Annotated in this window: 14 protein-coding genes; 5 read left to right on the forward strand and 9 right to left on the reverse strand. The window is 70.5% G+C overall.

The features are described from left to right. Window positions 1–28: 28 nt before the first annotated feature. The 7 genes from rfaE2 to OHT52_RS12780 form a co-directional block, all read right to left on the reverse strand. Complete coding sequence (gene rfaE2 / locus OHT52_RS12745; RefSeq protein WP_443046564.1) at window positions 29–2,068, reverse strand: D-glycero-beta-D-manno-heptose 1-phosphate adenylyltransferase; 2,040 nt, start codon at window positions 2,066–2,068, stop codon at window positions 29–31. Window positions 2,069–2,240: 172 nt separating this feature from the next. Next, window positions 2,241–2,726 (reverse strand): flavin reductase family protein, encoded by a 486-nt coding sequence (locus tag OHT52_RS12755; protein ID WP_328720265.1) that lies wholly within the window; start codon window positions 2,724–2,726, stop codon window positions 2,241–2,243. Further along, window positions 2,723–3,727, reverse strand: coding sequence for a hypothetical protein (locus OHT52_RS12760; RefSeq protein ID WP_328720266.1), 1,005 nt, complete (start codon window positions 3,725–3,727; stop codon window positions 2,723–2,725). The genes OHT52_RS12755 and OHT52_RS12760 overlap by 4 nt, the downstream gene beginning before the upstream one ends. 72 nt (window positions 3,728–3,799) lie before the next feature. Next, window positions 3,800–4,645, reverse strand: a complete 846-nt coding sequence (locus tag OHT52_RS12765; RefSeq protein ID WP_328720267.1) for a hypothetical protein — start codon at window positions 4,643–4,645, stop codon at window positions 3,800–3,802. Next, on the reverse strand, window positions 4,642–5,505 hold the full coding sequence (locus tag OHT52_RS12770) for a sugar phosphate isomerase/epimerase family protein (RefSeq protein WP_328720268.1): 864 nt from the start codon (window positions 5,503–5,505) through the stop codon (window positions 4,642–4,644). The genes OHT52_RS12765 and OHT52_RS12770 overlap by 4 nt, the downstream gene beginning before the upstream one ends. Continuing rightward, window positions 5,505–6,608: a glycosyltransferase family 9 protein gene (locus tag OHT52_RS12775; RefSeq protein WP_328720269.1), complete on the reverse strand. Its 1,104-nt coding sequence runs from the start codon at window positions 6,606–6,608 to the stop codon at window positions 5,505–5,507. The genes OHT52_RS12770 and OHT52_RS12775 overlap by 1 nt, the downstream gene beginning before the upstream one ends. After that, window positions 6,598–7,203, reverse strand: a complete 606-nt coding sequence (locus OHT52_RS12780) for a GTP cyclohydrolase II (RefSeq protein ID WP_328720270.1) — start codon at window positions 7,201–7,203, stop codon at window positions 6,598–6,600. The genes OHT52_RS12775 and OHT52_RS12780 overlap by 11 nt, the downstream gene beginning before the upstream one ends. A gap of 486 nt (window positions 7,204–7,689) precedes the next feature. On the opposite strand from OHT52_RS12780, the gene OHT52_RS12785 reads away from it, so the two are divergent. The 5 genes from OHT52_RS12785 to OHT52_RS12805 all read left to right on the forward strand — a co-directional run bounded on the left by OHT52_RS12785 (window position 7,690) and on the right by OHT52_RS12805 (window position 14,192). Further along, entirely contained in the window at window positions 7,690–8,931 is a 1,242-nt protein-coding gene (locus tag OHT52_RS12785; RefSeq protein ID WP_328720271.1) for a hypothetical protein, read from the forward strand. Then, complete coding sequence (locus OHT52_RS12790) at window positions 8,921–9,721, forward strand: hypothetical protein (protein ID WP_328720273.1); 801 nt, start codon at window positions 8,921–8,923, stop codon at window positions 9,719–9,721. The genes OHT52_RS12785 and OHT52_RS12790 overlap by 11 nt, the downstream gene beginning before the upstream one ends. A gap of 349 nt (window positions 9,722–10,070) precedes the next feature. Beyond that, a complete protein-coding gene (locus tag OHT52_RS12795; protein ID WP_328720274.1) occupies window positions 10,071–10,886 on the forward strand; it encodes a phytanoyl-CoA dioxygenase family protein in 816 nt (271 codons plus the stop codon). Window positions 10,887–10,890: 4 nt separating this feature from the next. Next, entirely contained in the window at window positions 10,891–12,126 is a 1,236-nt protein-coding gene (locus OHT52_RS12800) for a radical SAM/SPASM domain-containing protein (protein ID WP_328720275.1), read from the forward strand. A gap of 56 nt (window positions 12,127–12,182) precedes the next feature. After that, entirely contained in the window at window positions 12,183–14,192 is a 2,010-nt protein-coding gene (locus tag OHT52_RS12805; RefSeq protein ID WP_328720276.1) for a carbamoyltransferase family protein, read from the forward strand. A gap of 71 nt (window positions 14,193–14,263) precedes the next feature. Here OHT52_RS12805 and OHT52_RS12810 read toward each other — a convergent pair whose 3' ends face one another. Together OHT52_RS12810 and OHT52_RS12815 are read right to left on the reverse strand one after the other, a co-directional pair. Beyond that, window positions 14,264–15,400 (reverse strand): helix-turn-helix transcriptional regulator, encoded by a 1,137-nt coding sequence (locus tag OHT52_RS12810; protein ID WP_328720277.1) that lies wholly within the window; start codon window positions 15,398–15,400, stop codon window positions 14,264–14,266. Window positions 15,401–15,823: 423 nt separating this feature from the next. Then, a complete protein-coding gene (locus tag OHT52_RS12815) occupies window positions 15,824–16,195 on the reverse strand; it encodes a VOC family protein (protein ID WP_328720278.1) in 372 nt (123 codons plus the stop codon). Window positions 16,196–16,306: the final 111 nt, after the last annotated feature.

Consider the following 16,306-nt stretch of genomic DNA (forward strand, 5'->3'; position numbering starts at 1 on the left):
CGTGCCGGGCAGCGGGGCGCCGCGCCGGTCATCCGATGCCGCCGCTTTCCGTGATCTTGTCGATCATGGAAGTGGTGGACAGTCCCTCCACGTAGGGAAGGATCACGGCCCGGCCGCCCCAGCTCTCCACCAGCGCGGCTTCCGGCACGTCACTCACCCGGTAATCGCCGCCCTTGACGTAGATGTCCGGCTTGATCCGTTGCAGCACCGCCTCCGGAGTGTCCTCGCCGAAGACGACGACCCCGTCGACGGAGGCGAGCGACTCCAGCACCGAGGCCCGGTCGCCAGCCGCGACGACAGGGCGCTGCGGCCCCTTCAGCCGCCGTACGGAGGCGTCGTCGTTGAGGCAGACCACGAGGCAGTCGCCCAGCAGACGGGCGTTGGCGAGCAGCCCGACATGGCCGGCGTGGAGCAGGTCGAAGCAACCACCCGTGGCCACCACCGTGCCCCCGGCGGCCCGCGTCCTGGCCACGGTCTCCAGCACATCGGCGGGTCCGTCCTCGCGGGTCCGCCCCCGGGGACGGACCAGGACCGCCGTCGCGCCGCCGGCGGCCACGAACTCCCCGGCGGCCCGGACCGCGCCGGTGACCGCCTGCGAAAGGAGAGCGCCGTCCGCGAGCAGGCCCGCCACGGCGACGGCGAAGGCGTCTCCGGCTCCGCAGGTGTCCGTCGCCGTCACCCGGGAACCCGGCACGACCAGCGGCGACGAGGAGTCGAGGTCCAGCAGGACCGCACCGTCGGCTCCCCTGGTCACGACCACACCGGCCGAGGCCCACTCCTCGACGAGGGTCCGGCCCCGGTCGACGTCCTGCCGCAGTCCCTCGCCCGGTGTCCCGGGCGCGAACAGGGCCGCCTCCTTGCTGTTGGGAGTGACCACACGCACCCCGGGGACCGGTGCGCCACCGCGCGGGTGCGGGTCCCACACGACCTGTCTCGCCACCGAGGAGGTGGTCAGGGCCTCGCGTATCCGGGTGTCCTCGACGATTCCGCGCCCGTAGTCGGAGACGAGGACCACTCTGGCTCCCGTCACCACGGCGTGTTCACCCTCGGTCAGCGTGCGCCGGAGAGCGGCAGGGCGCTGCGGAGCGCGGCTGTACATGAGGACGGTCCGGTCGCCGGCGCGGACCCGGCTCTTGACGGGGGTCGGCCCGGCCAGCCCGAGATCGACGACGCGGACACCGGCCTCGCGGAGCAGAGCGCCGAGTTCCCGCCCCTCGGCGTCGGCGGACAGCGCCGTCACCAGCGTGACGGGACGCGCGCCGCGCGCCGCGAGGACCGCGGCGAGCGCGGCACCACCGGGCCGGGCCCGCACCTCGACCTGGTCGACGGCCACCACGGGAGCCTCCGGCGAGACCCGCTCCACGACTCCCGTCAGGTCCCGGTCCAGGAGGGCGTCGCCGACGATCACGAACTCGTCCCTCCTGACCTCGGGGTCCCGCGCGGGGTCCGCGCTCTCCAGGGGATCGGGCGGGCACACGCCGAGCGCGACGTCCACCGTCGCGCAGACGAGGTGCACGGCGACGAGATGGCACTCCTGGACCGTCGCCGTGGGGGCGTCGATGCCGACGGTCCGGTCCGCGATCTCCGCCAGCGGGTTGGGGGTGGCGCCGGTCAGCGCCCAGACCGAGAGCCCGGCTTCCTTCGCCGCCTCCGCCGCGCGCAGGACGTTCGCGCTGTGGCCGGACGTGGACAGCAGGACGAGAACGTCCCCCGCCCTGCCGTGCGCCCTGACCTGGCGGGCGAACACCTCGTCGTAGCCGTAGTCGTTACCGATGGCGGTGACGGCCGAGCTCTCGGCGTGCAGGGCGATCGCCGAGAAGGGGCGGCGGTCGTCGCGCAGCCGCCCGACGAGCTCCGAGGTGAGGTGCTGCGCCTCGGCCGCCGAGCCCCCGTTGCCCGCCGCCAGGAGGCGGCCGCCGTTCTGGAACACGGCGGCCAGTTCACGGCCCCAGTCCTGGAGCGTGCCGACGTCCAGTGTGGTGAGTGCCTCCTGGAGCCGTCCGACATGGCCGAGGCCATGAGCGAGCGGCTGGGTGGACCGCGGCGTGTTGTCCGGTGAGTCGGTCATGGAAGGTCCCTAGGGTGTGGCGGTCGGGGAGGCCGTTGAGTCGCGGGAGCGGCGGCCGGAGCCGGCTCCCGGGGGAAACCGTTCGGCCCGGGGCCGTGGTGGTCGCCGGAAGGTCCGCGGACCGAGGCCGCCGCCCGTGCCGGGGAGGGAGCGGGGCGCTGCCGGCCCTCGGCTACTCAAGTCCGGCCCTACGGGCGTCGGAGATCGTCATCGGGTCGGCGTCACCGACCGGATCGCCGTGCCGCGCGGCCACCGCGGCCACCAGCAGGGCGCAGCCGGCGGCGCGGTACCGGTCGGTCACCCGCGCTTCGACCGTCGCGATCCCGCTGCTCAACACGGGTACGCCCAGGGTGCCGAGGGACCATTCGATCCCGTCGAACCGGTCCGCCGGCCTCGGGCAGGGTTGCGTGAAGGTGCGCGCGGTCGCGATGTCGTGGGCCGAGAGCACGGTCAGCCCGAGGACCGGGGTCTCCCGAAGCCCTCTCTCGGTCCGCGACCCCTCGGTCAGGGCCACGACCACCGTGCCCGTCCGGTAGCCGACCGGCATGACCGACGCCACCAGGCAGCCGATCGGGCCGTCGTCCGTCATGGCGGTCACCACCACGCACGACGTCATCAGCAGGTCCTCCGCGCGCCGGACGGCGGGGGCGCGGCTCAAAGTCCTCTCCCCAGGAGGTCCGGCACGACCTCGTCCAGTCGCATCCGGAACAGCCCGAGGCCACCGGGCGAGACCTCGGGATTGCCCGGGTCCGCACCGGCCGCCGCGGCCCGGGAAGCCAGGAACCCGGCGCTGGGCAGGAGGAGTTCGACCGGGGACCAGTCGTCCGACGCCCCGGTCCAGATCCGTACCTCGGCCTCCGGCGGCAGGGCGGGGACGTAGTGGTGCACCAGGGGCATCCACGACGGCTCCGCCAGGATCACCAGCGCGGTGGTCGCCTGGTTGCGGAGAAGGCCCACGTGACGGCCGTGCCCCAGATTGCGCAGGTCCGTGGCGGTGACGCTGCCCAGCCCGGCCTCGGCGGTGCGGGTTTCGAGGTCCACGGCGACGTTGCGCAGCCCCGGTGTGTGCAGGCACAGCACCGAGTCGCGGTCACTGTCGTGCCCTGCCGCCAGAGTGCCGTCCCGGTTCAGCCAGCGCTCGTGCCAGACGTCGAACGACGGCGCGCCGGAGTCGGCGCCGTACACCGTCAGCATGCCGAGGCTGAGACTGAGCACCGAGTTGGTGGCGATCCAGCCGTCGTTGCCGGGCCGTGGACAGGACACGTACTCCGCCCCCGTGCCGAACCGTTCGCGCAGGTCCTCCTCGGGACGGTTCGAGACGATCACCACCGTGCCGCTGCCCGACCGGCGTGCCGCGTCCACCGCGAGCAGGGCGTCCGGATGGCTCGCGCTGTCGGAGATCACGAAGACGGCGCCGAGGGCGAGCGGGTTGCAGGCGAGTTCCAGCGGAGTCAGGACCAGCGCCGCGTGGCCGTACCTCCGCTGGTGGAGAGCGGCGCCCAGGTGGGCGACGGCCAGCGAGCCGCCGGAGGCGACGAACGCGACAGGACCGGCGATCCGCTCCCGGAGGACGTCGAAGTGCGCCTCCCGCCGCCACCGCTCCCACGCGGCGAAGGTCTCCTCCAGCATCGCCATTTCGGCTCGGTACGTTCGGTCCATCTGTTCGCTTCCGCATCGTCGAAGTGGTGGGGCTCGTCGGGAGGGGACGACGGGAGACCTCGTCGTCCGAGGTCAGCCGACGTCGGCGTCCCGGTCGAAGGTGACGCCGTACGTCATCTGCAGGTACACCAGGTACTGCAGGGAGTTGCTCGGGTCGGAGGCGAACTCCCCTTCCAGGTAGGGCCGGTAGCGGCGGAGATAGATCTCGTCGAAGATCCGGTCCGAGAGGGTGAATCCCAGCGGCCGCCCTACCGCCTTCGCCGTGTAGAAGCACGCGAAGCACGTGGCGCAGTCACCGCACCAGCCGCCGGGCAGCAGGTCGCAGCTCGAAAGGTGCGCCTCCGCGCCGTCGGGGAGGGCGGCGAGCAGCCGGTCCCTCGTGAGGTCCACGGTCGGCAGCCGCAGCCGGTGGTCGTCGTGGTGCGCGTTCCAGCCCTCGGCGAATCCCGCGGGCCCGTCCTCGTTCCCCTCGCCGCCGGAGCGGTCCGGGGCCCCGCACGCGCGGGTGCGGACCGCCCCCAGGTAGCTGAAGGAGTAGCCGAGATGGGCGCCGAGGACGGCCAGCACGAACGGAAGGGGGGCGCCCGCGCGCACGGGTTCGACCTCGGCGGCGAAGTCCTCGTAACGCAGCACGTCGGGCGAGAGGTGGCTGATCAGGCGCAGGGTGTGCGTGGACCCCATACCCGTGGAGGACCACATGGCCAGTCGCCCGGTGGGTTCGGGAAAGCCGCCCGCCGGGCCTTCGGTGACCCGGATCTTCACCGTCCCCGGACCACGCAGCCTGTCGGCGTACCAGGACCAGAACTCCGGCCCGGCCGGCCTCGGCACGTCGAGCCGGTCGACCCGGTGCCGCGTGAGGTCCTCGTGGAGGCGGAAGTACGCGGCCGCCGGTGTGCTGTCGAGCGGGAGGGGGCTCATGACGTGATCCGGGACAGGAAGGCCTGCGCATGGGCCAGTTGCCCGGGAAGGGAGTCGGCGGCGCAATGCGGCTCCAGGGTGAAGGGGCCTTCGTAACGCGCCTCGCCGAGCAGCTTGAGGACCTCGGTCCAGGGAACCTCGCCGGTACCGAGGGGCACCGTCCGATAGCTGAGCTCGCCATCGGTGTAGGTGTTCCAGCCGACCGCTCCGCCGTCGTGCCCCGGCGGGACCGTGACGACGTCCTTGACGTGTACGTACCCCACGTACGGTGCGAGCAGGGCTGCCGCCTTCGTCACGTCCTCGCCCGCGCAGGCGAAGTTGGCCGCGTCGAAGTTGAGGCGGAACCGCGGGTGGTCGATGAGGGTGGCCAGGTACTGGAGGGAAGCGGCACGGCGCGATATGTCGAAGTGTTCGGGATCGTGGCCGAAGGCGTCGAACTCGTTCTCCATGACGATCGTCACGCCCGCCGCCTCGGCCTGTTCCAGCAGCGGAGCCACCAGTCCGGCGTACGTCGCCGCCGCGGTCCTGTCCACGCCGTCACCCCCGTGGCCGAAGTAGGTGTTCACGCGCGTCGCACCCAGCCGCCGGGCGATCCTGATGCTCGCCTCGACCAGCCGGCGCCCCTCGCCCGTGGGTTCGCCGTGCAGATAACTCGGCGACGACACGCAGGTCACCGACATGCCGACCGCGCTCAGAGCGGCGTGCACCTCGTCGACGTTCCCCTCGTCGATCTGCCAGGGGCACCACAGCTCCAGGGACTCGAAGCCCAGTTCGCGCAGTGTGTCGAGCCGCCGCAGGTTGCCCAGCAGCGGCCCGGTACCGAACAGCTCCGGCCCTGCCACCGTCAGAGGCACGGACATCACATCAACTCCTTAGCTCGGGCCGGTACCCACGGCCTCACCTCGCCGAGTGCGGCCAGCGTCGACCGCGCCACATCGGCCGGCTTGAGATCCCACTGGCAGGGCGCGTCACAGTCGCCGTAGTGGCGCGAACAGTTGCCCTGGGAGGGGCGTTGCGCCGGACAACGGACACCCGTCCCGCTCTGCAGCGTGACCGCCGACGGCGAGACCGGCCCCCAGACCTTCGCGTCCGTGGACAGGAAGAGCGAGACGGTGGGAACCGCGCAGGCCGCCGCGAGGTGGGCCACGCCCGTGTCGTTGGCGACGAGGACCGAGAGCCCGGCGAGCCGGCCGGCCAGTTCCCCGACGGTTCCGGGCCGTACCAGCCGTACGCGGCCGGGGTCGCCGATCACCTCGGGCAGGTTTTCGAGGAAGGCCTGCGCCGCGTCCCGCTCGTCCCGGCTGGTGCCGCAGAAGACCTCGAACTCCGCGTCACTCCGCTGTGCGAGCAGGGTGGTCAACGTGCGCCAGTAGCCGTGCGGCCAGCGCTTGGACGGCACGCTGGCGCTGCAGAACAAGCCGATCCTCGGCACGTCGGCCCGGCGGGGAGGCCCGGGAGCCGCCCAGTCCCGGGCCACCGCGAGCCACTGCGGCCGCAGCGGCCCGTACCCGATGCCGGCCCCGGTCAGCAGGCCCGTCATCCTGCTCTGGACGTGGCGTGATGCCAGGTCGGCCATGCCGTAGAGGTCGTGCCACCGCAGTGGACGGAACGACTGCTCGAACCAGGCCCGGAAGTCGGTGTACCTGCCGTCCTCCGTCAGGTCGGGGTTGCGGAAGTTCACCACGTCGGTGACGCGGTGGCTCTCCAGGTGCTCGGCGAGGGCGGCCCAGTCGCTCCGGTCGAACCGCCGCCACACCGGCTCGGTCAGCTCCACCAGGCCCCGGAGCCCGCTCGCCCGCCGGATCCTCGGATCCGACAGCAGAGGATTGGCCGGGTAGGTGTAGCGGACCGAGGGGTCCGCCGTCTCCATGGCCCGGAGCACAGGTACCGCGAGAGCGGCGCTGCCCAGGCCCGTGAAGTCGACGAAGTGGATGCGCCGCGTGCCCGCCCCGTCAGCCGACAAAGTTGATCTTGCCGAAATCGAGGCTGTGGTCTCCTTCCACCTGCTTCATGAGCAGATAGTCGTACGCGCGCTGACTCACCTCGTAGCTCAGCGCGAACTGCGACTGGATCGTGTACCCGAGCTCTTCGAGCGCCTTGAGCTTCGTGGGGTTGTTCGACATCACCGTGACGGCCTTGGCGACGCCGAGATCGTTGAGCGCCTCGCCCGCGAGACTGTAGTCACGCAGATCCCGGGGCAGCCCGAGGGAGTCGTACGCCTGGTAGGAGTTGATCCCCCGGAGCCGCTGACGCTCCATCCCCTCGATCTTCAGGTCCAGGCCCGCCCCGCGCCCTTCCTGGTAGAGGTACACGATGGCCCCGCTGCCACGGCGGTTGACCTCCTGCATGGCGGTGGCCAACTGCGGACCGCAGTCACAGTCGCAGGCCAGCAAGGCCTCGCCGAATATGCACGAGGAGTGCAGGCGGATGACCGTGCCGGGCTCACTCAGATCGCCCTGGGACATCGTCAGACATCGCTCGGGACTGCCCTCGACTCCATGGGTGGAGACTCGGAACTTCCCGTGAGCGGTTTCGAGAACCGTTGCCGCAATGATCACGTTTATCCATCTCTCCGCGCCTACCAGACGGCGGGGCGCTGTCTCCGTCGCGGTCGGTGGCTAAGTGCACACAACGGCCGGAACAGCCACTTGGCTATTGGCCCGACAAGCCGAGCAAGCGTGCCGGGAAATTCTTTAGTCGGTCGCATCCTGGCTGCAATTCAATCCTTGGCCCGGTACGGCAACTCTGTCCACAGCGCGAGAGCGTCACGAAGCTGCACTGCCGCAACATGACCTCAAGACAAAAGTGAGCAATGTGCGCAGCGATGCCGGCCCCGTCCTCGGGCCGAGACCGTGGGCGAATACCCTTGACATGTCGCCCGCTTCGGCCAATATCATCAGCCCGCTCAGGCGCGTTTTGTCACGGTCAATGGAAAACGACCCCGTCGCCCACGCCTGCGGGCTCAATCGTCTCGGCAGGCTGGAACGCGCGCCCGGGAAGCCCGAGAAGTCCGCCCCTCGCCGTACGCACCGATTCGGAGTCCCATGGCTCAGCTCCAGCCGAATGCCGAAGCCGACGACGGGATACGCCTCAGTACGGTGGTGATGCACCATCCCTCCCGGGCCGCGGGGGCCCGCGGGGTGATCGACGCGCTGGGCGACCCGTCCGCGAGGGTGGTCGCCGACCCGGAGCCCGGGGGTGTGCGCAGCCCTCTGCGTACCGCGAAACGCGCCTGGCGCTCCATCGCCCCCGGAGCCACCCACCACCTGGTCCTCCAGGACGACGTGCGGCTGTGCGACCGCTTCGGGGAGCACCTGAGGGCGGCGGTCGGGGCACGGCCGGACGCGGTCATCGCCCTGTACGTCAACGCCGATTCACCCAGCAACTCGTACGCGGTGCGGCACGCCGCCGCCACGGGGGCACCCTGGGCCGCCCTGATACCGGGCGAGTTCGTGCCCACCCTCGGGCTGGTCATGCCCGCCCGCCTGGCACGGGCGCTCGCCGCCTTCCTCGACACGCTGCCGGACGAACTCCGCGACGACGACGCCTACGTGGACCTCTTCTGCCGGCTGCACGACCGCCCCGTCGTGGCCACCGTGCCCAACCTGGTCGAACACGGCGCCGGTCGCAGCGTGGCGGGAAACGACGGTCATGGCGTCCGCCGCTCGGCGGTGTTCGTGTCCCGCTGGGAACCCGCTCCCGGCATGTGGAGCACGGCCGTGTCGGGCACGTCCCGCTCGTGGCCCATGCGGTCGGCCGGGTCCGCCGAACCGGGCTACGCGGTCTCCGTACGGGCCGCGCACTGCGTCATCCGCTTCATCCACGCCAGCGTCGACCATCCGCTCCGGCAGCCCTGCGCTCCCTGGCGGCAGGCGTGCGGCGCCGTGGGTGTCGCCGCACGGACCGTACTGGAGGGACTGAGCGGCCACCTGCGGTCCGGCGACCCCTCCGGCGCGGACCTCGCCCGGCGCGGCGCCGAGGCCGGCCTGGGGCCGGAGCCGCTGGTGGAGATGTGGGCCGCCGGATTCCTGCTCGGTGCCGACGCCTGTGCCCCGCCGGGCGGCGCCGGCGGTCCTGCCGTACCGGCCCAGGTCGCACGCCGTGCACGACGACGTGCCATCGACAGCTGGGCGGACGCCGGATTCCTGAACCCCGTACCGCCCTCCCACCGTGAGGAGATCCGTGGCCTGCTCGTCGAACTCGGCCTGGCCGCCGTCGCCGCCGGACAGGCGCACCGCCGGAGCGTCGGCCACGCGGCAGAGCGGGAGCCACTCGGTGTCCGCTGATCCCGCACCGCTCCCGCCGACGGCCGAGGAGTCCCTGGAGGGACTGGCCGTGCGCGAGGCGCGCTTCCTGGCACTCACCACGCGTGCCTCTCCCCCGCCGGTCGTCCTGCGGCCCCACCCGTGTTCCGGCTGCGGCGCGGGAACCGCCGAGGCGCTCGCCCAGGCGAGGGCCCAGCCCTTCGGCCGGATCAGCGTCGGTCCGCCGCGGGAGTGGCCGACCGCCGCGCAGGACGTCGTCGTCGTGGAATGCCTGGCCTGCGAGCGCCTTCCGCTCTCCGTACTGATCGCCCTCGCCCACCTGCGGGAGCGTGCGGCGGCCCCGCCCGTCCTGCGCAGCAGATCGGCCGCGGCCCGTCTGCTGGCGCGCGACGGCGTCACCGCGCCCGGGGAACTGCTGTGCGCACTCGACGCGTCCGAGCGGTGGTTCGACGTCTTCCTCGACACCGGCGCCCGCCCTCTCCCCACCGGTGCTCCCGTCACCCTGCCCGCGCAGTTCGAGACGTTCGCCGGGCCGGTCGGTCCGTCGGCGGGCGGCGGGGACGGAGCCGAGGTCCTCCTGCGGTACGTCGAGGAGCTGAACGCTTCCGGCTTCCTGTCGCCGCACTCGCCGCACAGGCTTCCCGAAGCGGTGGACCGGCGCTATGAGGAGCTGCGGTCGGCGGCGCTGTGGGGGCGGCTGCGGGAACTGAACGCAGGCCTTCCGCCCGGTCCGCGGGTGCCGTTTCCGGAGCGGTACGCCCTGCTGACGCACCCTCCGGGGCCGGCCGACGGGCATATTCCCCTGCCCTGACGGGCGGCCCGCTTTCAGTCGTTCCGTCCCGCCATCACTTTGTGGCCGTGCAGTATGGTGACGTTCCCCGGCTATGGACAGTTCCACCTCCGGCGAAGAGCATTTCCCGTGGAACTCTGGAAAGTCGACTTAGCACGATATTCACCAGCCGCCTCAATATGCCCGCGCACTGCGGGCGCACTGCGCTGGGCCGCATGTCAGCCCGATGATGGCGACCCCCGAAGCAGATGCGAAATTATCTCGTCCTGTTTTCCGGCATCCCCATGCCGCCCTCCGCGGCCTCACCATTCCTCATGTCACCGAATGCCGCAGAACAGGGCTCCTCCAACGGGAAGGCACCAGGATCACCGTGAGTTCAACAGACATCACATCCGCCTTGGCCGAAATAGCGACGAGCGGTTACGTCATCCTGCCGGGCGCCTTGGACAAGGAATCGACGACGGAGATCAGCGCGGCGCTGCGCCGCATGCTGCGCGAGGACGACGAGACCTGGGGAGCGGACCGGCTGGTCGAGATCAGGGAGCGCGGCGCGCTGCGGAACCTGGCGGCCGACGGCGCCTTCGGCCAGCTGCTGGAGACCTCGCCCGCGCTGGACATCGTGGACAAGCTCCTCGGCCCGCGGGCCATCCTCAACTGCTTCGACGCGCTGACCCTCTTCCCCGGCCAGGGACGGTACCCCTGGGACTACCACACCGACCTGATGGACGTCACCGGCGTCGACTTCCCCGCGCACAAGATTCCCGGCGTCAACGTCCTCTACTACGTCGACCAGGTGCGCGAGAAGAACGGGTCCACCTGGGTCGTTCCCGGCAGTCACCTCAGCCTGGTCGAGGAGCCGGACCCCGACACCATGGCACCCGCCTCGGTCCCGCTGGAGGTCGAGCCCGGCGACGCCGTGGTCTTCGACGCGCGCATCTGGCACTGCGCCGGCACGAACAACTCCGACGATCAGCGCACCCTCATCAAGACCCTGTTCACGAGCCACTGGTACCGGCCGCAGATGGACTTCACCCGGGCTGTCCCCGCCTCGGTCCTCTCCGGCCTGGACAAGCGCGCACAGCGCTACCTCGGAGTCGAGAACGTGCCGCCGACCACGGTGGAGGAGCTGCGCATGCGCCTGTTCCACGGCGGCGTCGTGCCGTCCGACTCCCCTGCGGAGGGCTGATCCCATGACCTACGTCTTTCCGTTCTGGAGCTACCGCCGGGTCGACGACACGGCGGTACTGAAGAACCACATCACCGGGGCGCAGAGCGTCACCGGGTGGGACTCCGTCGAGGCCCTTCAGGCGCTCTACGAGTCGCCGTCGGCGACCACCGCCGTCCCCCGGGTGGCCGAGGAGCTGGAGATCGCCTTCGCGGACCGGGCCGCCTCGGACACCTTCCTCAGCGGACACGCGTCACGCCAGGTGGACCGCCTCCCGAAGATCGAGCAGATCGAACTCACCAATCGCTGCCCGTACACCTGCACGATGTGTCCCCGGACGCTGGAGATGGAACGCGACCTGGGCGACATGAGCCTGGAACTCTTCGATTCGGTGATGTCGCAGATCAGCGGGCACACGAGCTTCCTGGCGCTGCACCACTTCGGTGAGTCACTGCTGCACCGGGGGCTCCCGGACGCGATCAGGATCGCGCAGAGCCACAACATCAAGACGGGCCTGTCCTGCAATCCCCCGAGCCTGCTGCCCAAGCGCGCGGAAGCCATCCTGGCCGCCGGCATCTCCAACCTGGTCCTGTCCCTGGACTCCCTGGACCCGGAGGTGTACAAGTCGATCCGCGGTCGGGCAGCCCGCCTGGACGTCGCCGACCGCAACCTGCGCGAACTGGTGCGGATGCGCGACGAGCACGGCTACAACACGACCATGACGCTCCAGATGATCAACATGCGCGCCAACCAGGCCGAGGCGGACGCCTTCCTCGCCTACTGCGCCGACGTGGGCGTCGACCGCGGGGTCGTGATCCGCCTGGAGCGCTGGGACTTCGACGACGAGACGGTCGCCGAACTGGGGGAGCACACCTCGCCCGGCTACACCGCCCCGTGCACCCGGCCGTGGAAGTCGGTGGCGGTGCTCTGGGACGGCCGAGTCGTTCCGTGCTGCCACGACTACGACGGTGAACTCGTCCTCGGCGATCTCCGGAAGGAGACGCTGGAGGAGATCTGGGACAAGCCGGCGGCACGCGCCTTCCGCGAGCGGAACGAGGAGGCGGCCATCTGCGCCAAGTGCGCCTTCGGCCAGAGCTTCCGGGAAGCACGCAGGCAGCGCGAGGGCTTCCACACCTTCCACCGTGAGACCTCGGACGACAGCTCGTACCGCTGGGAGTGGTTCAACCCCCGCACGCTGGGCGACCGCGACACCCGTCGCTGGTACGACGGTTTCGACGTACTGACCGAATCGGCCGTCTGATCAGTGACCCCCAATCCCCGCCTCCGCCCGACCGGCCCTGATGGAAGGTACTTTGCGTGATCACGCTCGGCATCACCGGTAGTTTCGCCGATCTCTCCGGCAGCTTCATGCCGGATGTACCCGAGTGGCTCTTCCACGACTCGACCGCCGCGGTCGTGGTCGACGGAGTCGTCGTCGCGGCTGTCGAGGAAGAGCGGCTCAACCGGATCAAGCACTCCAACAAGTTCCCGGCGCAGGCCGCTCGCGCCTGCCTGGACCTGGCGGGGATCAAGCCCAGTGAGGTACAGGAGGTCGCGTTCTTCTTCGGGGAGGACTACGCCGACCTCGAACTCCGCTACGAGTACCTGAAGTTCCCGGGTGTTCCCGCCCTCTCTGCCCGGGAGCTGCTGCGCACGCGGCTGGCCGAAGCGCTCGGCCGGGACTTCGAGGACTCCGAGATCGCCTTCGTCCGCCACCACGTGGCCCACGCTTTCGGCGCCTACTCGGATTCCGGGTTCGACGACAGTCTCGCCGTGGTCATCGACGGCAACGGCGAGGCGGAGAGCGTCTCGGTGTTCAGCGGCTCCAAGGGCGAACTGGAGCTGTTGCGCAGCTATCCGGCGGCCGACTCCCTCGGACACCTGTACCTCTCGCTCCTCCCGTTGATGGGCTTCCGCCGCTTCGACGAGTACAAGGTCATGGGCCTGGCTCCGTACGGCGACGCCGCCGTGTACCGGGACGAGATGCGGAAGTTCTACACGCTGTCCGACGACGGTGACTTCAGCATGGACAGCAAGGGTGTCCTGGAGCACCTCATGGCGACCGGGTTCTCGCCGCGCCGTCGTGGCGAGAAGATCCGCCAGCAGGACTCCGATCTCGCGGCCGCCCTCCAGGGGGCCCTGGAGGACGTCGAACTCCACCTGCTCCGCCACTGGGCGAAGGAGACGGGAGCACGGAGTCTGTGTCTGTCCGGTGGCGTGGCACACAACTCCTCCGCCAACGGACGCGTCCTGCAGTCCGAGATCTTCCAGAACGTCTTCGTGCACCCGGCTTCCCACGACGCCGGCGCGTCGGCCGGCGCCGCCCAGTTCCGCCAGGCGCAACTGACGGGCAGCCGCAAGGGCGGGCGGCTCCGCAACGTGTTCCTCGGCCCCGACCTCGGAGACCGGGCCGCCGTCGCGGACGAGGTACGGCGCTGGCAGCCGTTCCTCACCGCCGAGGACCTGCCCGAGGGTACGGAGGCGAAGACCGCGGCGGACGCGATCGCCGCGGGCCAGGTCATCGGCTGGGCCCACGGGCGCTCCGAATTCGGACCGCGGGCCCTGGGCCACCGGAGCATCCTGGCCGACCCCCGCCTGGCCGAGAACCGTGACCGGGTCAACGCGATGATCAAGAAGCGGGAGGGCTTCCGGCCGTTCGCCCCCGCGGTGCTGGCCGAGGACGCCGCAGAGGTCTTCGACCTGACCGCCACCGACGCCTCTCTCGAATCGATGTCGTACGTCGTCGACGTGCGTCCCGAGTGGCGGGAGCGGCTGCCCGCGGTCACGCACGTGGACGGCACCGCACGCGTGCAGACGGTCTTCCAGGAACGCAATCCGGTGATGTGGGACATCATCTCCGAGTTCCGCGACCGCACGGGCACCCCGGTCGTCCTGAACACGTCGTTCAACAACTTCGCCGAGCCGATAGTCCAGTCGGTCCGGGACGTGGTGCGCTGCCTGCTGACGACCACGCTGGACGCCGCCGTCCTCCCGGGCCACCTCATCAAGCGCCGGGCGGACATGACGGACGCGCTGCTGAACAGCGCGGTCTCCTTCCACCCCGCCGCCGAACTACGCGGAACGCACCGGGCACAGGGCGCGCGTCCCTCCGTCGAGCTGGTGGCGACCTACCAGTACGCCGGCGCGCGTTCCCTTCCGGTGTCCGAGGAGATGTTCGACTTCCTCACCTCCGTAGCCGCCTCTCCTCGCTCGCTCGCCTCTTCCGGGGTGAGCGCGGAAGCCGATGGCGGGGGCGCGCTGGCCGAAGAGCTGCTGAGTCTGTGGGAGCACCGGGTCATCGAGCTGCAACCGCCGGCGGACCGATGAGCTGACCGCAGGACCCCCCTCGCCCGCGTTGCGGCTCGCGGGCGGGGAGGGTGGGCGGGCCGTCCACGGCCTCAGTCCTGGCCGTCGAGAAGCTGTCGGCCTGCCATGAGATAGCCGGCCTGGAACCTGCTGTTCGACCCGGTGGACTCCATGATCTCCGCGATGTGCCGACGGCAGGTGCGGACGGAGATGCTGAGCCTGCGGGCGATGGTCTCGTCGCGGTGTCCCTGGATCAGGAGCCGGACGATGCTTCGTTTGGTCGCCTCCACCGCCTGCTGTTCCTCGGGTCCCTGGCCGCCACCGGGGTGGACCAGTGCGGCACCCTCCCAGAAGAAGTCGAAGACCTCGTGCAGAAGTGCCACCAGACCGGCGTCGTGCAACAGGCTGACGCCTCCGTCGCCCTCCGCCCCCTCGCCGTTCGCGATGAACGCCACCCGACGGTCGAAGATGGTGACCCCGCTGACCACGTCGCGCGAGGTCCGGACGTCCGCGCCCGCGGCCTTGAGCCGCTCCGCGTACGCACTGCGTCTCCGGCTGTACCAGAGCGAGTGCGGGTACAGCACCTGTACGGTGACGCCCCGTTCGAGGAGCGCCGCCTCCCGCAGCGGCCCGCGGCCACCGTCCTCCGGGTCCGTGTCGTCGTGGACGTGGATGATGCGCAGACCCGTGTCGCACGCGGCGGCGGCCTCGTCCAGCATGGCCTGCCTGCTCTCCCGGTCAGGGAGGACGTCCGCCAGTTCACCGGGCCGCCGGTGACCACTGGCGGCCCGGTAGAGCGGCATGAGCGGGTCCAGGTTGCCGCGGATCTGCTCCGCCTGGCTCTGCAGGGAGTGAACGCGCGACTTCAGCGAACTGACCGCCTGGGCCGCGACGGCGTGGGGCCGGTTGGCGACGTATCCGTGGCCGGTCTCCCGCAGGCGGACCAGACGCATGCCGATGAGACGCGTCAGAACCTCGCTGACCGCCTGCTCACTCCAGCGCAACTCCTGCTGCAGCTCCGGGAGACTGTTGTGGTGGCCCTCAAGAAGCAGCGTGTACACGGCCACCATCTCGTCGTCGACGAGCGACGACGCCGGGCCGTCCGGATCCATAGGGGTCCGGCCGTCGCCGGCGGAAGCGAAACCGTCGGGACATGTGCCGCCGTTCTCCGACGGTCGTACCTCCGACGACTCCTGCCGCGCGGAGCGGCGCCCGACAGTTTCACGCATCGCTGATCCCCAGTTCACGCATACGTCATGGACGACACGGCATGCCAGTCGGGATAGTACTCACGGGCGTGCATCTTGGTCTATACCAGTCGGCTCCGGATCGGCATATGCCAGAGGCACCTCGGAGAGAGGGGGGCGGGACGGTGACGCCGCGGGCGCGCGCACGCAGGACGGCCCGTGGCCGCGGCGGTTTCGGTTCCGCCGGGGCCACGGGCCGTCCCACCTCCCGGCGCGCCGGGCAGGCGATGGGCTTGTTCCGGAAGTGGCGCCGTCCACCCGGAGGGCGGGTCAGGCGGCGTCCGGTGCGCGCGAGCGCACAGGGCGGAGGAACGCCCCGATACTGGACGCATCGGGGCGATCCCGACAACGCGGCGAGATGCCGTAGCCGTCGTCGCGCACCCGCCAGGAATGGCGGGACAGCCCTTAACGCCCGTTGAAGTCGTTGAACTCGATGAGGTGCCCGTCGGGGTCCCGGACGAACGACAGACCTTCATCGCCGATCTTGAAGGGTTCCCGGTCGACCGTGTAGCCGGCCTCCCGGACCCGCTCCGTCCAGGCGATCACGTCGTCGACCTGGAAGCAGATGTGCTCGGTGGCACTCGGCTTGGGCTCCAGGCCCTCCTTCATGGTGAGTTCCACCCCCGGCGGAACGCCTCCCGGGCCCATCTGCTGAATCACCCCGTCAGGCAATTCGAAACGCACGACGGTCTCGAAGCCGAGAGCCTCGCGGTAAAACTTTTCGGCAACCTCCATGTCGCGCACGTCGACGCGCAGATGGTCCAGTTTTATCTTCATTGGGGTCTTTTCCTCCGTACCACCCAAGAGAATTACCAGGGATGGCGTCAGGCTACAGCTCCGAGTGGTTCAAGCGATAGGGCGGATTCCCCGCGACAGCTTGCTGACATG

It is taken from the genome of Streptomyces sp. NBC_00247, from assembly GCF_036188265.1.
Classification (GTDB): Bacteria; Actinomycetota; Actinomycetes; order Streptomycetales; family Streptomycetaceae; genus Streptomyces.

Excerpts from the sequence above, each read along its gene's own strand:
- rfaE2 (WP_443046564.1), bottom strand. The coding sequence starts at position 2,068 with ATGACCGACTCACCGGACAACACGCCGCGGTCCACCCAGCCGCTCGCT.
- OHT52_RS12760 (WP_328720266.1), bottom strand. The coding sequence starts at position 3,727 with ATGGACCGAACGTACCGAGCCGAAATGGCGATGCTGGAGGAGACCTTC.
- OHT52_RS12765 (WP_328720267.1), bottom strand. The coding sequence starts at position 4,645 with ATGAGCCCCCTCCCGCTCGACAGCACACCGGCGGCCGCGTACTTCCGC.
- OHT52_RS12770 (WP_328720268.1), bottom strand. The coding sequence starts at position 5,505 with ATGTCCGTGCCTCTGACGGTGGCAGGGCCGGAGCTGTTCGGTACCGGG.
- OHT52_RS12785 (WP_328720271.1), top strand. The coding sequence starts at position 7,690 with ATGGCTCAGCTCCAGCCGAATGCCGAAGCCGACGACGGGATACGCCTC.
- OHT52_RS12800 (WP_328720275.1), top strand. The coding sequence starts at position 10,891 with ATGACCTACGTCTTTCCGTTCTGGAGCTACCGCCGGGTCGACGACACG.
- OHT52_RS12810 (WP_328720277.1), bottom strand. The coding sequence starts at position 15,400 with ATGCGTGAAACTGTCGGGCGCCGCTCCGCGCGGCAGGAGTCGTCGGAG.
- OHT52_RS12815 (WP_328720278.1), bottom strand. The coding sequence starts at position 16,195 with ATGAAGATAAAACTGGACCATCTGCGCGTCGACGTGCGCGACATGGAG.